This window comes from Gemmata palustris, from assembly GCF_017939745.1.
In the GTDB taxonomy this organism is placed as follows: Bacteria; Planctomycetota; Planctomycetia; order Gemmatales; family Gemmataceae; genus Gemmata; species Gemmata palustris.
In genome coordinates this window covers 579544-592834 of record NZ_JAGKQQ010000002.1, presented here as the reverse complement: position 1 = coordinate 592834, position 13291 = coordinate 579544, and the positions used below count along the sequence as shown (strand labels likewise).

General features: G+C 64.7%; 12 protein-coding genes. 8 read left to right on the top strand and 4 right to left on the bottom strand.

Features of this window, described 5'->3' with window-relative positions:
• The first annotated feature begins 178 nt into the window (after nt 1-178).
• The 7 genes from J8F10_RS36830 to J8F10_RS36800 all read left to right on the top strand — a co-directional run bounded on the left by J8F10_RS36830 (nt 179) and on the right by J8F10_RS36800 (nt 9262).
• A complete protein-coding gene (locus J8F10_RS36830) occupies nt 179-583 on the top strand; it encodes a bleomycin resistance family protein (protein WP_210663236.1) in 405 nt (134 codons plus the stop codon).
• Nucleotides 584-750: 167 nt separating this feature from the next.
• Nucleotides 751-2118: a DUF1501 domain-containing protein gene (locus tag J8F10_RS36825; protein ID WP_210663234.1), complete on the top strand. Its 1368-nt coding sequence runs from the start codon at nt 751-753 to the stop codon at nt 2116-2118.
• Between the two features lie 12 nt (nt 2119-2130).
• Nucleotides 2131-2604 carry a hypothetical protein gene (locus J8F10_RS36820; RefSeq protein WP_210663232.1) on the top strand — a complete coding sequence of 158 codons (474 nt, stop codon included), beginning with the start codon at nt 2131-2133 and terminating at the stop codon, nt 2602-2604.
• Between the two features lie 71 nt (nt 2605-2675).
• Complete coding sequence (locus J8F10_RS36815) at nt 2676-3122, top strand: hypothetical protein (protein ID WP_210663230.1); 447 nt, start codon at nt 2676-2678, stop codon at nt 3120-3122.
• 36 nt (nt 3123-3158) lie between these two features.
• Complete coding sequence (locus J8F10_RS36810; protein WP_210663228.1) at nt 3159-5642, top strand: DUF1549 and DUF1553 domain-containing protein; 2484 nt, start codon at nt 3159-3161, stop codon at nt 5640-5642.
• A 45-nt stretch (nt 5643-5687) separates the two neighbouring features.
• Nucleotides 5688-6107: a hypothetical protein gene (locus tag J8F10_RS36805; RefSeq protein WP_210663226.1), complete on the top strand. Its 420-nt coding sequence runs from the start codon at nt 5688-5690 to the stop codon at nt 6105-6107.
• Between the two features lie 23 nt (nt 6108-6130).
• Nucleotides 6131-9262 (top strand): WD40 repeat domain-containing protein, encoded by a 3132-nt coding sequence (locus J8F10_RS36800; protein ID WP_210663224.1) that lies wholly within the window; start codon nt 6131-6133, stop codon nt 9260-9262.
• A gap of 10 nt (nt 9263-9272) precedes the next feature.
• Here the strand turns inward: J8F10_RS36800 and J8F10_RS36795 are convergent, their stop codons facing one another.
• The 4 genes from J8F10_RS36795 to J8F10_RS36780 all read right to left on the bottom strand — a co-directional run bounded on the left by J8F10_RS36795 (nt 9273) and on the right by J8F10_RS36780 (nt 11692).
• The gene (locus tag J8F10_RS36795) at nt 9273-9749 is read right to left on the bottom strand and encodes a hypothetical protein (RefSeq protein ID WP_210663222.1); all 477 of its coding nucleotides are present in this window, start codon (nt 9747-9749) and stop codon (nt 9273-9275) included.
• 80 nt (nt 9750-9829) lie between these two features.
• Nucleotides 9830-10537, bottom strand: coding sequence for an alpha/beta fold hydrolase (locus J8F10_RS36790; RefSeq protein WP_210663219.1), 708 nt, complete (start codon nt 10535-10537; stop codon nt 9830-9832).
• Nucleotides 10534-11088 carry a sugar O-acetyltransferase gene (locus tag J8F10_RS36785; protein WP_210663217.1) on the bottom strand — a complete coding sequence of 185 codons (555 nt, stop codon included), beginning with the start codon at nt 11086-11088 and terminating at the stop codon, nt 10534-10536. Before J8F10_RS36785 ends, J8F10_RS36790 begins: the two co-directional genes overlap by 4 nt.
• Nucleotides 11072-11692, bottom strand: a complete 621-nt coding sequence (locus J8F10_RS36780) for a PHP-associated domain-containing protein (RefSeq protein ID WP_210663215.1) — start codon at nt 11690-11692, stop codon at nt 11072-11074. Before J8F10_RS36780 ends, J8F10_RS36785 begins: the two co-directional genes overlap by 17 nt.
• A gap of 63 nt (nt 11693-11755) precedes the next feature.
• On the opposite strand from J8F10_RS36780, the gene J8F10_RS36775 reads away from it, so the two are divergent.
• Nucleotides 11756-13054, top strand: a complete 1299-nt coding sequence (locus J8F10_RS36775) for a glycerate kinase type-2 family protein (RefSeq protein WP_210663213.1) — start codon at nt 11756-11758, stop codon at nt 13052-13054.
• Nucleotides 13055-13291 lie beyond the last annotated feature (237 nt).

Below are 13291 nucleotides of genomic sequence, written 5' to 3'. Positions count from 1 at the left end.
TCGGCCTCGGTCTATTGGCGGGAGCGGCGGGGGAGGGCAGGAGGACAATACCAGTTTACGCTACGCAACCCAACAGGGCGAATGTGAAATGCGGTTCACGATCGGGAAGCTACCCGCATTGCACGTGCGCACTTGCCGTGCCTACTATTTTCATCTTTTCCACTCACACGAGAGTCCAATGAACGTCTCCTGCCTCACTCCGATCCTGAACGTGTCCGACATGGCCGTGAGCTTCGCGTGGTTCGAGAAGTTGGGCTGGAAGAAGTTGTGGGATTGGGGCACTCCGCCAACATTCGGGGCAGTCGGCTCCGGGAAGGTCGAGATCTTCCTCTGCCTCGGCGCGCAGGGGGCGCGGGGCGGGTCGCAGCCAAAGTTCACCAGGGACGACGAGACCGGTGGGGTATGGATGAGCTGGTTCCTCGACTCCCCTGCTGACGTGGATGCCGCCTATGCCCTCGTACTGCAGCACGGGATGACCGTCACCCACCCACCGACGAACGAGCCGTGGGGCATCCGCGAGTTCCACCTCCAGCACCCCGACGGCCACACCTTCCGCGTGGGGGCGGGTACGGGTGCGGAGTAGGGTGCGTACAGCTACAGGTGCATAGGGCGGGAGCCCGTGCGATCCTGCCGGGCCTGTCAGGAAGAGACTGCGCAACCTACCCCATTTCTCATTGTTCGGGGCGTAAAACTCGGCTACTGTGGCGGATACACTTGCTCCCGCTCGCTCCCGCCGCGAGGTTCCCGCCAATGATCCGGTTAGATGCCGACCGCCCCGCGACGTTCTGCGACGGCCTCTCGCGCCGGGATTTCCTGCACGCCGGCGCGATCGCACCGCTCGGCCTGACTCTCAGTGAACTGCAACGCGCGAAGGCCGCGAACGGCAAAGACACCGACGTGAACTGCATCATGCTGTTCCTCGTCGGCGGACCGAGCCAACTCGATACGTGGGACATGAAGCCGAACGCGCCGGCAGAAGTGCGCGGACCGTTCAAGCCGATTCAGACGAACGCGGTTGGGGTCCAGATCAGCGAGATCTTCCCCAAGATGGCGAAGCACGCCGACAAGTTCTCCCTGATCCGGAGCGTGTACCACACGGCGACCGCGGTTCACGACACCGGTCACCAGATGATGCAAACGGGCCGGCTCTTTACCGGCGGCGTGGAGCACCCCCACATCGGTTGCGCGCTCGGCTACCTGAAGGGGGGCCGCGGGGAACTCCCCGCACACGTTCTGCTGCCCAAACCCATCGGACGCACGGGCGGGAACTTGCCGCACGGTCACACGGCCGGCTATCTTGGTAAGCCCCACGACCCGTTCATCTTGAACGCGGACCCGAACGCGCCCGGATTCAAGGTGCCGGACCTGCTGCCCCCCGAATACGTTTCTGCGATTCGAGCCGAGCGCCGACAGAAGTTGCGCGACGCGGTCGATGGCGCAACGGACGTGTTTGAAAAGAACGCCCAATCCAAGCAACTCGATGACAACTTCAAACTCGCGTACAAGCTGATGTCGAGCGAGAAGGCCCGCAACGCATTCGCACTAGAGAAGGAACCCGAGAAGACGAAGGACCGCTACGGGCGCACGCGCTTCGGGCAGTCGTGCCTGATGGCTCGACGCCTCATCGAAGCTGGGGTGCGGTTCGTGACGGTGAACATGTTCGAGACCGTGTTCGATGAGGTGACGTGGGACATCCACGGATCGAAGCCGTTCACGGACATCGTGCAGATGTCGAAGGAGGTCGCCCCGAACTTCGACGCCGCGTACACGGCGCTGATCGAAGACCTGAGCGAGCGCGGGCTGCTCTCGAACACGATGGTGGTGGCGCTGGGCGAGTTCGGGCGCACCCCGAAGGTGAACCCGGCCGGCGGGCGCGATCACCACCCCGGCGCGTGGTCGGTCGTCATCGGCGGCGGACCGCTGAAGAGCGGCGTGGTGGTCGGCGAGACGGACGAACTCGGTTACGCCCCGAAGTCGCGCCCGGTTACCCCGGGTGAGGTCGCGGCGACCCTCTACAAGGGGTTGGGGCTCGATCCGCACAAGGAACTCCCCGGCCCGCAGAACCGGCCGATGCCGATGGTCGACTACGGCCTGAAGCCGATCAACGAACTGTTTTGAGGGGAGCCGTGAATGCACTTGTTCGCCCTGGCTCCCGAAGCGAGCGATTTCCTCACGGTGTGGGGCTTCATCGTTGGCGTGGTAGGATTAGTTGTTGGCGTCGCGGGTTTCTGGATCGCGATCGTGCAAATTCGCGAGGCCCGAAAAGAAGCGAAGAAGGGCAAAGAGGCGGCAGAAGCGGCGCGAGATGCGGCGAATAAAACCCTGACAGAAAGTAAAGAAGCGTTTGAGCGATTCGTTGCGGCGCACGCTGGGCGTCTGTTGTCAGAACTGCAAACCGTCGTTACGGGCAGTGATTGGAAATTGGCGGAACTGCGTGCGCGAGATTTAGCCGAAATTCTAGCTACTCTGCCCTCCACTGGAAGTGCCGCAACAGATGGTAACATGATGGAACTGGTGAGCAGGTTGCGAGAGTTCGGCCACACATTCTCTGAAATGATTGGGAAGAAAGCTGCGAAGCTTCCTACCGAAACTTTTGAGAGATAAATGGAACCCATTGTTGCTCTTGCTCCACTCGCGGTTGGATCAATTACGAGCGCCATTCCGAGAGATGAGTCATGGTCAAATCGGTTCCGACAATTCCGTTGCAGAAGTTCCGGGAAATCGTGCGGGGGCTGATGGAGCGGACGAAGGCCGGTCAAGTGAATTGGGTTAGACGAGCTCCTCGAGGAGGAATAGCTGAGACCGCCTATGAGGTGATCTTGCCTCAGTCGAGGGTGGTACTTACCTACACGATCCCGCGCGCTGAGTCTGACTACCTTTCGTTTCAATTACAAAACGCGAACAGTATTCCCGTGGACACATGGTCAATCCCCGAGCCAGACTGGGGGACTCCAGAGAACCCGAACGACCCGGACGAGGTCGATCCAGACGGTGACTGGAAATTACTCGACGCGCTATTTCAAGAGGTTCAGCGCCATGTAACGGGTTGGGACAAGGTAGTGAATGATATCGAGCAGGCGTTGTCCGCTCAGGGACCGATTGGCAAAACGCCTCGTCCGTAGGGATCGATCACGAATAATCGTTATTGGGCACTCGATATGCGGTTCCTCCTTCCCGCTCTCGCTTCTCTGCTGTGCCTTTCGCCGGTTGCTTCGGCGGCGGACCTGCGCGTGTTCCCGTCCGAGGTCGTGCTCGGTGGGCCGAACCGGACGCAGCAACTCTTCGTCGTCGAAGAGGAGGACGCGCGCGCCGTGCGCGACGTAACCGCGCTGGTCCGGTACGCTTCGACTCAGGCCAAAATCGGGTCCGCCGTCGCTGTGGATGCGAAGGGGCTCGTCACCGCCGTGAGCGGCGGCGAGTCCGTCATCACCATCACTTATGGTGACAGGCGGGTGAACGTGAACTGCAAGGTGGGCGCCGAGGCCCCCAGCGCGCCGAACTTCCGCAATCACATCATCCCGATCCTCACGCGGACCGGGTGCAACGCGGGCGCCTGTCACGGTGCGCTCGCGGGCAAGGGTGGAATGAAGTTGTCGCTGCGCGGGTACGACCCGGAAACCGACTGGTTCGTGCTCACGCGGCAGGCGCTCGCCCGGCGCGTCGATCTCACCAAACCGGCCGACAGTTTGATGCTGAAGAAGGCCGTGCGCGCGATGCCCCACAGCGGGGGCGAGCGCTTTACGGAAGACTCGCCGTATTACAGAACGGTAGTCGCGTGGCTCCAGGCCGGCGCGCCCGGCCCGAAGTCCACTGACGCGGAACTCGAGCGCCTCGAAGTGTTCCCGCCCGCGGTCCTCGTGAAGCCCGGAACGCCAAAGGAGAACTTCCAGGTCCGCGTGCGCGCGATCTACTCCGACGGGGCCAGCGAAGACGTGACCCGTCTCGCGCGGTTCGGTTCGAGCGAGGAACTCGTGGCCCGCGTCACCGAAGACGGGCTCATCACACCGGTGGGGAGCGGCGAAGCCGCGATCACGATCGGGTTCGGTACCAAAGTCGCCACACTCACCCTCACGGCACCGTACCCCAACGAACTCAAGCCCGGCGCGATTGCCGGCCAGAACAACTTCGTCGATGACCACGTGAATCAGAAGTTGCAGCTTCTGCGTCTCCCGGCTTCGGCGCCGTGTACGGACGCGGATTTCGTTCGGCGCGCGTACCTCGATACGTGTGGCGTCCTGCCCACTGCCGACGAGGTCGCGGCGTTCCTCAAGGACACGGACGCGAAAAAGCGCGCGAAGCTTATCGACAAACTGCTCGATCACCCCGCGTTCGTCGATTACTGGACGCACAAGTGGTCCGACCTTTTGCTCGTTTCGACGCGCAAACTCCCACAACCCGCGATGTGGGCCTTCTATCGGTCGGTGCGCCAGAGTGTCGCGGACAACAAGCCGTGGGACAAGTTCGCACGCGACGTCCTCACGGCCAGCGGGAGCTCGCTCACCAACGGCGGCGGGAACTACTTCGTGCTCCACAAGGACGTGAGCGCGCTGGCGGAATCCACGGCGATCACGTTCCTCGGCACGTCCATCGGTTGCGCGAAGTGCCACAACCACCCGCTGGAGAAATGGACCCAGGACCAGTATTGGGCTTTCGCGAATCTGTTCTCGCGTGTGGGGCTCAAGAACGGCGATCGCGGGGGCGAGGTGCTCGTGCAGAGCCAGACCGAGGGCGATGCGCTGCACCTCCGCAAAGGCGTCGCGATGTCCCCCACGCCCCTTGACGGCAAGCCGCTCCCCGCGGAATCGCCCATCGATCGCCGGGCGTACTTCACCGACTGGCTCACGGCGCCGAGCAATCCCTACTTCGCGAAGGCGCTCGTGAACCGCGTCTGGAAAAACTACATGGGCCGCGGGCTGGTGGAGGCCGAAGACGATCTGCGCGAGACGAACCCGCCGAGCAACGCGGCGCTGTTCACCGCGCTCGCGGACGACTTCGTGAAGAACAAGTACGACGTCAAGCACCTCATGCGCACGATCCTGAACTCGGCCGCGTACCAGCGCTCGTCGAAGCCACTGAAGGAGAACGCGGCCGACGACCGCTTTTACTCGCGCTACCTGGTGCGGCGGTTGCCGGGCGAGGTGATCCTGGATGCGTATTCCGACCTTACCGGGGTGGCGACGCCGTTCGACAAGATCACGTCGGCCGCGGGCGACGCGACTTCGCCCATCGGTTCGTACCCGCGCGGCACGCGCGCGGTGCAGGTGCCGGACTCGCTCGCCACGTCGCAGTTCCTCGACGCCTTCGGGCGCGCGGAACGCATCCAGACGTGCGCGTGCGAGCGCACCTCCGACGCCAGCGTTACGCAGGCCCTTCACCTGAATAACGGTTACACACTCAACGACAAACTGCGCGACCCGAATTCCGTCGTCACAAAGTGGATCGCGGAGAAGCTGAAGGACGAGGACATTGTGGACCGCGTGTTCCTGTCCGGGTTGAGCCGGGTGCCGACGCCGGCCGAAAAGAAGAAGTTTTTGGACATTCTCGCGGACGGATCGAAGGACGGGCCACAATCTCGCCGCGAGACGATCGAAGACTTCGTATGGGCGGTCTTGACGGGCCGCGAGTTCCTGTTCAACCATTGAGCCGCCGACCGGTTGCGCCGGTCGCGAAAGCTACGGTGACGCCCGATGGACCCGCTTAACCCCGACGCGACGCCCGAAAACACGTACCCGGTTACACCGGAGACATTACCGCTCCAACCGAGGCCGTGGGAAAAACCGCAACCTCAGCCCAACCCACCGGCGGCCGGTGGAGGCGGAAACAACGCCTTTGTTGATGGCGTGGCCGTGACCGGTGATGTCGCGAGTACGGGCGCCAACCTTGTCGGTTTTGCGGCCGAAGTGACGAGCGGTGCGATCGACCTCGCGGGCGGTGCGGTGGGAGCCGTCGGCGAGGTTGCGGGGGCGGCGCTCGAAGGCGCGGGCGAAGTGGCCGGCGCCGCACTCGAAGGTGCCGGCGGGTGCGCGGACGGTTGCGCCGGGTGCTCGCTCGCGATGCTGTTCTTGCTATTTGCCACGGCCGGCACCGCGATGGCCCTGTTCCACTGATTCACTCCTCGGACAGACCTCTCATGGCTCGACTGCTTTCGCTGGTGCTCCTCTTCTCCCCCGCGATCGCGACGGCCGCACCGCCCGTCACCGCGGTCGCGTACTCTCCGAAGGGCGAGTTCGTCGCGTTCGGAACGCCCGGCGAAGTGCGCGTGTTCAACGTGCTCGGCACACAGATCGGCGCTCCCATAACCGTTACGGGGCGCGTGACGGCTCTCGCGTTTCACCCGCAGAGCCACTGGCTCGCGATCGCGCACGGGGACGCGGGCAAGAGCGGCACAGTCACGCTCCACGCGACGGGCGAATCGGGCGCGGCGCGCGCGATCACCATCAGCGCGCACCGCGACGCGATTTACACGATGGCGTTCTCGCCCGACGGGAAGCAACTCGCGACCGCGGGCTACGATCGCGTCGTTCACCTCTGGGACGTGGACGACAAGGAGGCCAAACCGGGACCGCGGTTGACCCTCAAGGACCACAGCGACGCGGTGTACGGTGTCGCGTTCCACCCGGACGGGAAGTTGCTCGCATCGGTCAGCGCGGACCGCGCCGTGAAGGTGTGGGAGGTCACCACCGGCAAGCGCCTGTACACACTCGGCGACGCGACCGACTGGTTGTACACGGTGGCCTGGAGCCCCGACAAGAAGCACCTCGCCGCGGCCGGCGTCGACAAGAGCGTTCGCGTGTGGGCCGCCGATGCCGCCGGAGGAAAATTGGTCCACGCGGCGTTCGCGCACGAGAGCCCCGTGTGGCGGATCGCGTATTCCGGCGACGGTGCGCAGCTCTACTCCGCGGGCGAAGACAAAATCATCAAGTCCTGGAACACCGCCAAGTTCGCCGAGGCGAAGGTGTTCGATGCTCAACCCGATACGATTTTGGACTTCGCATTGCGGCCGGACGGGAAGCAACTCGCACTCGCACGCTTCGACGGGGCGGGCGTCTTGATCGACGCAGCAAGCGGAAAGGCTGCTCTTCAACTGCTGCCATCGGTTCCCGCGAAGCCGGTGCCGCCCAAAGTGGCGCGGGTCGCGCCCTCCGGCGGTGTGCGCGGGGCAACTACGCGCGTAACGATTAGTGGTACCGGGCTTGATTGGGTGAAGGTCATCAATTCCACCGCGCCCGAAATTACCGCGAAAATCGACCCGGCGAAGCGCAGCGCGACCGCGCTCGAAGTGGAGATCACGATCAGCGCTGCGGCCCGTGTCGGAGCGGTTCAACTCACGCTCGACGGCGACGGCGGGAAGTCCGCGCCGGTCGCGTTCGCGGTCGATTACTTCGCCGCGGTCGTCGAAACCGGCATCACGGATTCCGCGCGCAATGCGATGACCGTGAAGCAGAATACGACCGTTGCGGGCGTGGTGGACCGCGAAGGGGACATGGATTACTACCGCTTCACGGCTGCGGTCGGCGATCAGATCGGCGTGCAGGTTCTCGCCCCCGAACTCGGCTCGAAACTGAGTCCGGTACTTGTGCTGACGGACGAAGCCGGGGGCGTTCTCGCGGAAGGCACAGCGGCTCTCGGGTTCGTTGCGCGTAACGCGGGCGCTTACGCGATCGGTGTCCGCGATCGTGAGTTTCGCGGCGGGGGCGATTTCACTTACCGGCTCCACATTGGTGCGGTTCCGGTCGTTACGGGCGTGTTCCCGCTCGCGGCCCAGCGCGGGCGCACGACTAGCGTCCACGTTTCTGGCGTGAACCTCGGCGCACCGAGTGGTGTGACGACGAAGGTCACCATTCCGGCGGACGCGGTCCCCGGCGCGAAGGTGCCGGTGCTGCTCACGGGCGCTGCGGCACAAGCCGTTAGCAAAGCCGAAGTGACCGTGGCCGAGTTCCACGCGGTCGTTCTCAACCCGGTCACGGGCGCGGACGTCCGCGTGCCGGGTTCCGCCGACGGCATTTTCACGAAGCCGAACGAAGCCCAAACCACGCGCTTCGACGCGAAGAAGGGGGAGCGCCTCATCGTGGAGGTGCTCGCCCAGCGTGCGGGTTCGCCCGTCGATCCGGTCATCGAGATCCTGGACGCGGCCGGCAAACCGGTTCCGCTCGGGGTGCTGCGTGCGACCGCGAAAACGAGCGTCACGTTCCGCGACCACGACGCGGCCAGTACCGGTATCCGGCTCGACGCCTGGAACGAACTGGCGATCGACGACTACCTCTACGTGAACGGCGAGGTGATGCGCATTCTCGCGCTCCCGAAGGGGCCGGACGACGATTGCCAGTTCTACCAGTCCGGCGGCCAGCGGGTCGCGTTCCACGGCACCACGCCGACGCACCACAGCCTCGGGCTGCCGATGTACAAGATCGAACTGCACCCGCCCGGCAAAACGTTCCCGCCGAACGGCCTCCCGCTGTTCCCGCTCGCGTACCGCAACGACGACGGCGGACCGGGTTACGGCAAGGACAGCAGATTGTTCTTCGATGCCCCGCAGGACGGTACCTATCAGGTTCGCGTGACAGACGCGCGCGGGTCGGCGGGGCCGAACCATGCCTACCGCGTGACCGTGCGCCTGCCGAAACCCGATTTCACTGTGAGCTTCAACCCGACCGCACCGAGCGTGTGGAAGGGAGGGGCGATCCCGGTCACCGTGAACGTCACGCGGTCCGACGGATTCGATGGCCCCGTGTACGTCAAACTTGCCGGGATTCCCGACGGCATGTGGGCGCCGGAAACGTTCGTCGAAGCCGGTGCGAACTCCACGACGTTCGCCCTCTACGCGAACGCGGATGCGACCGTTCCCGCGGACGCCAAGCTTAAACTGATTGCGCGGGCGACGATCGGCGGGAAGGAAGTGACGCGCGAGGTCGCGGGCGGGTTGCCGAAGGTTGCCGCGGTGGGCGACATCGTGACGACCGTGCGCGAACAGACGATCGCGATTCAGCCCGGTAAGGAGACGCGGTTCACGGTGGACATCGCGCGCCAGGGGAAGTTCGCCGGGCGCGTACCGATCGAGGTGCGGGGGCTGCCGCACGGCGTTCGCGTGCTGGACATCGGGCTGAACGGCATCCTCATCACCGAGCGCGACACGAGCCGCGAAGTGGTGCTCTACGCGGAACCGTGGGTGAAGCCGATGGAGCACCCCATTGTGGTGCTCGCCCGCCGCGAGGGGACGAACGCCGAACACGCCGCGAAGTCGCTGCTACTGAAGGTGAAGTGAACAGCGCCGTTCACGGCGAATTCGGCGATTCGATACGGGTCCAAGTCACGAAGGGGGAGACGAGCGCCGGTCCTTCCAGTCGGAACTGATCCGGTCCGCCCCAGGTTATAGTGTACTCCAACACGCGGTCCTTTTTGCGGGTGAAGAACCGGCGCAGTGGGGGGTCGGTTTCCGCGGGAGTCGCGTGAATCTCGTGGAACTGGTTACCCGCGGCGCGCCAGCGGCCAAACGGTTGATCGGAAAGAACGGCTCCGGTCCCGGGATCGCGGGTCCGCATCTGCATCGTTCCGTCGGGGTGTAAGTCTATCTCAACGACGATTTCAGGCGGTGTGACTTCCGACCGGACGTGCCACGTGCCGACAAATCGCGTGTCGACGGTCGATTGACCGAACCACCACCAGCCAACTGCGACGGCCGCAATCAGGTATGCGACCAGCCCGAGTCCCAACCACGAGCGCCGCGAAACCGCTTTGAGTAACTTGACCATTCTGCGCCCACCAAACGTGATTCGGACGCGGACAGAAGAGAGACGTCGAGCAACTCGCGGGCTTCCACAGTAATGCCGCGTCAATTCTCGATTGGACCAACTGACTGACTCGGTGTGACTTGACGGGCCACGTCCGATAGGAACGCATTGACCGCTGCCGCGCTGAACAGTGTCAGTGCGTGTCCGCCGGCCGGCACGACGACATCCGGTCGCGTGAGCGCGACGGGTAGCGTCCGGTCGTTGGCGCCGTGAATCTGGAACACGCGAACGCGCCTCGTTGCGGGCCGCGAGCGCCACTGTGTCACCGCGCACATCGCCCACCGGACGAACGCGGCTTCGGGCTGCGACAATCGGTGCAGCCGGCGCACCGTACCGCCGGGCAAAAATCGTTTCCCGAATTGCGATGCGAGTCGAGTGAACACCGCGAGCCAATCGGGGCCGAGAAGCGTCAGTGGCCACAACATGCGCCACCGGAGTGGGAGTTCGATCGGGGAGCGGATGCTCCCGATTAAAACGCACCCCAGCGTGCGGAGGTGTACGGACACTTCCAGTGCGACGATGCCACCGAACGACGCCCCACCGATGAGGCACGGCGTATCCGGTTCGATCAATTGCGCCATTCGTGCGGCATAATTGCGGAGTGATTCGCCGTGCCGCGGTTCGACCCACGGCTGAATACGCAGTCCGGGGAACTGAGCGAGTTGCGGCCCGAACAGCCGTTCGTCTGCGGCCATGCCCGAAAGCAGTACGATGGGCACGCGGGCTGCTTCGGGCGCGTTCTGGCTCACGAAATCTCCCGCACCACGCGACACGGGTTCCCGACCGCGATCACGCCCGCGGGGATGTGCCCCGTCACCACGCTACCGGCACCGATGACCGTGCGGTCGCCGATGGTCGCGCCCGGGCAGATGATCGCCCCACCTCCAATCCACACGTCCGAACCGATCGTGATCGGTTTGCCGAACTCGCGGGTCTTTCGCAGTTCCGCATCGAGCGGGTGCGTGGCCGCGTAGATTTGGACCGCGGGGCCGACCAGCGTGCGAGCGCCGATACGGATCTCGCACACATCCAAGAGCACGCAATTGAAGTTGAAGAAGACCTTCTCGCCGAGGTGGATGTTGCTGCCGTAATCGCAGTAGAACGGCGGCTGGAGCCAGACCGTGTCGCCGCCCGATCCGAGCAACTCGCGGAGCACGCGCCGGCGCACGGCCTCGTCTGCCTCGCGGGTCGCGTTCAGGTCCGCGAGTAAATCGCGGGCGCGCACGCGGAGGCGCGCGAGTTCCGCGTCGAGCGGGTCGTACAGTTCGCCCGCGAGCATTTTCTCACGTTCGGTGCCCATCGTTCACCTTTGCGATGCCCTTTTTTCCCCGAATCGCGGCCACAAGGTCCGCGTTCGTGCGGATGTCCGCGTCGAAATCCGTGCAGCAACACCCGACGGTGTACGGCTGGTGCGAATCGCTGTTCCCGAGCTGGGCGAAGTGAGGGTACTTCTCCAGCAGTATCGCGGCCCGCGCGCGCAGGTCCGGGTCCATGTTGTTCGACATGACTTCGATGCCGTCGAGCTCCGGTTTCTGCTCCGCGAGGATCTTCTCGAACGGCTGCCCCCACCGGTTGGGGTGCGCGGCCACGCACGCCCCGCCCTGGCGGTGAACCTCGCGGCACAGTTCCGGCCACGCGATCCCCTTTGGCACCGCGGACGTGTTGGTGAGGCCGTAGCACAGCATGTCACCGCCGCGCCCGGTCACTTCGAGCCCGGCGAGGATGACCAGTTGCGGCGCGAACTTGCGGAGCTCCTCCAATTCCTCCTCGGGCCACTGGAAGTCGTGTTCGGTGATGACGATTCCGTCCAGTCCGGCCTCGATCGCGGCGCTCACCAGTTCAAAAGGGTCACTATCGGCGTCGGGCGAGTGACGCGCGGTGTGCATGTGCAGGTCGAACTTCATCGCGGTTCCTTTCCGGTGTTACCCCTATTGTAGCAGCACGAATCGAGCGCCAGGAGTGAAGCCATGTCACGTGAACGCGCCCTCGCGATCTGGACCGCCGCGGTCGACGCCGTCCGCCCCGAGCCCCTCGTTCGCGCGGCGCTGGAAGTAGAACCCGCGATTCGCTCGGCGCCGCGCATTTTGGTCGTGGGTGCGGGGAAGGCCGGTCCCGGAATGGCAGCGGGTTTAGAAGACGCACTCACGGACCGGCTGGATCGTGTGGAAGGGCTGCTTAACGTCCCGGCCGGAATGACCGCGCCTCTCAAACGCATCCGGCTACACCCGGCGCGACCACAGGGGGTGAACGAACCGACCGCCGAGGGCGTCGCGGGCGCGGAGGAGATGTTGCGGCTCCTCCAGAGCGCGGGGCCGGACGACGTCGCGGTGTGCCTGCTCTCCGGCGGCGGGTCCGCGCTTCTTCCCGCGCCGGTGGAGGGTGTGTCGCTCGCGGACAAGCTCGCGGTCACGAAGCTGTTACACCGCTGCGGCGCCACCATTGATGAGATGAACTGCGTGCGCAAGCACCTGTCGCGCGTGAAGGGCGGGCGGCTCGCGGAGGCGTTTCGCGGGAAGTTGCTCCTGGCGCTCATCGTTTCGGACGTGGTGGGCGACCCGCTCGACGTGATCGCGTCCGGACCGACCGCGCCCGACCCGACCACGTTTGCGGACGCACTCCGAGTGCTGAGGAAGTACGACCTGAGCACTTCCGCGCCTTCCGCTGTGTTGCATCACCTCGAAGCCGGGGCGCGTGGCGAGTTCCCCGAAACGCTCAAGTCGGTCCCCGCCTGCGTGCAGAATCGCGTGATCGGGAGCAACCGCGTCGCCCTCGATGCGGCGAAACGGAAGGCGGAAGAGTTGGGCTACCGCGTGCTCGATCTCGGGTCGTTCGTTGAGGGGGAAACGCGACACGTGGCGACCGCGGTTGCCGGCATCGTGCGCAGCATCAAACGCGATACGGCGCCAATCCCCGCGCCCGCGTGTGTGCTGCTCGGAGGAGAAACGACGGTGACACTTGGCGCGCACGCGGGGAAGGGCGGGCGCAACCTCGAATTCGTGGCCGCGCTGGTGGCGAAACTCGGTGCCGAGATGGAAGGTGTGACCGTGCTGAGCGGCGGAACCGATGGTGAGGACGGCCCCACCGACGCGGCCGGTGCGGTCGCGGATTCGGCCACCCTCGCCGCGCTCGCGGAACAAAAAATCACGGCGGACGACTTTGTCCAGCGACACGATGCGTATCATTTGTTCGAGCGCGTCGGCGGTTTGATCCGCAGCGGGCTAACGGGAACCAACGTGATGGACGTGCGCGTCATTTTGGTGCGGTGAGCAAAGAATGCACAGGGCTTCCGCCGTGTGCTACGAACGCCAGCCCCTCCGGGGCGGAAGGCATTCAGCGGTTCTTGCCTTCGCCCCAAGCCGAGCTGCTTAGCGTTGCCTACTGGCTCTGCGTCGAAAGATGATTTTGGTCTTCGCCCCGGAGGGGCCGTCTTCCGTAGCACACGGCGGAAGCCCTGTGCGTCCTTCCGCACGTCGGGTACGAAGTGTGAAGATTTTGCTCGGTGA

What these genes read in the sequence shown, in the direction of transcription:
- J8F10_RS36830 (WP_210663236.1), top strand. Translation starts at nt 179, where the DNA reads ATGAACGTCTCCTGCCTCACTCCGATCCTGAACGTGTCCGACATGGCC.
- J8F10_RS36775 (WP_210663213.1), top strand. Translation starts at nt 11,756, where the DNA reads ATGTCACGTGAACGCGCCCTCGCGATCTGGACCGCCGCGGTCGACGCC.
- J8F10_RS36815 (WP_210663230.1), top strand. Translation starts at nt 2,676, where the DNA reads ATGGTCAAATCGGTTCCGACAATTCCGTTGCAGAAGTTCCGGGAAATC.
- J8F10_RS36805 (WP_210663226.1), top strand. Translation starts at nt 5,688, where the DNA reads ATGGACCCGCTTAACCCCGACGCGACGCCCGAAAACACGTACCCGGTT.
- J8F10_RS36825 (WP_210663234.1), top strand. Translation starts at nt 751, where the DNA reads ATGATCCGGTTAGATGCCGACCGCCCCGCGACGTTCTGCGACGGCCTC.
- J8F10_RS36810 (WP_210663228.1), top strand. Translation starts at nt 3,159, where the DNA reads ATGCGGTTCCTCCTTCCCGCTCTCGCTTCTCTGCTGTGCCTTTCGCCG.
- J8F10_RS36785 (WP_210663217.1), bottom strand. Translation starts at nt 11,088, where the DNA reads ATGGGCACCGAACGTGAGAAAATGCTCGCGGGCGAACTGTACGACCCG.
- J8F10_RS36795 (WP_210663222.1), bottom strand. Translation starts at nt 9,749, where the DNA reads ATGGTCAAGTTACTCAAAGCGGTTTCGCGGCGCTCGTGGTTGGGACTC.
- J8F10_RS36780 (WP_210663215.1), bottom strand. Translation starts at nt 11,692, where the DNA reads ATGAAGTTCGACCTGCACATGCACACCGCGCGTCACTCGCCCGACGCC.
- J8F10_RS36800 (WP_210663224.1), top strand. Translation starts at nt 6,131, where the DNA reads ATGGCTCGACTGCTTTCGCTGGTGCTCCTCTTCTCCCCCGCGATCGCG.
- J8F10_RS36820 (WP_210663232.1), top strand. Translation starts at nt 2,131, where the DNA reads ATGCACTTGTTCGCCCTGGCTCCCGAAGCGAGCGATTTCCTCACGGTG.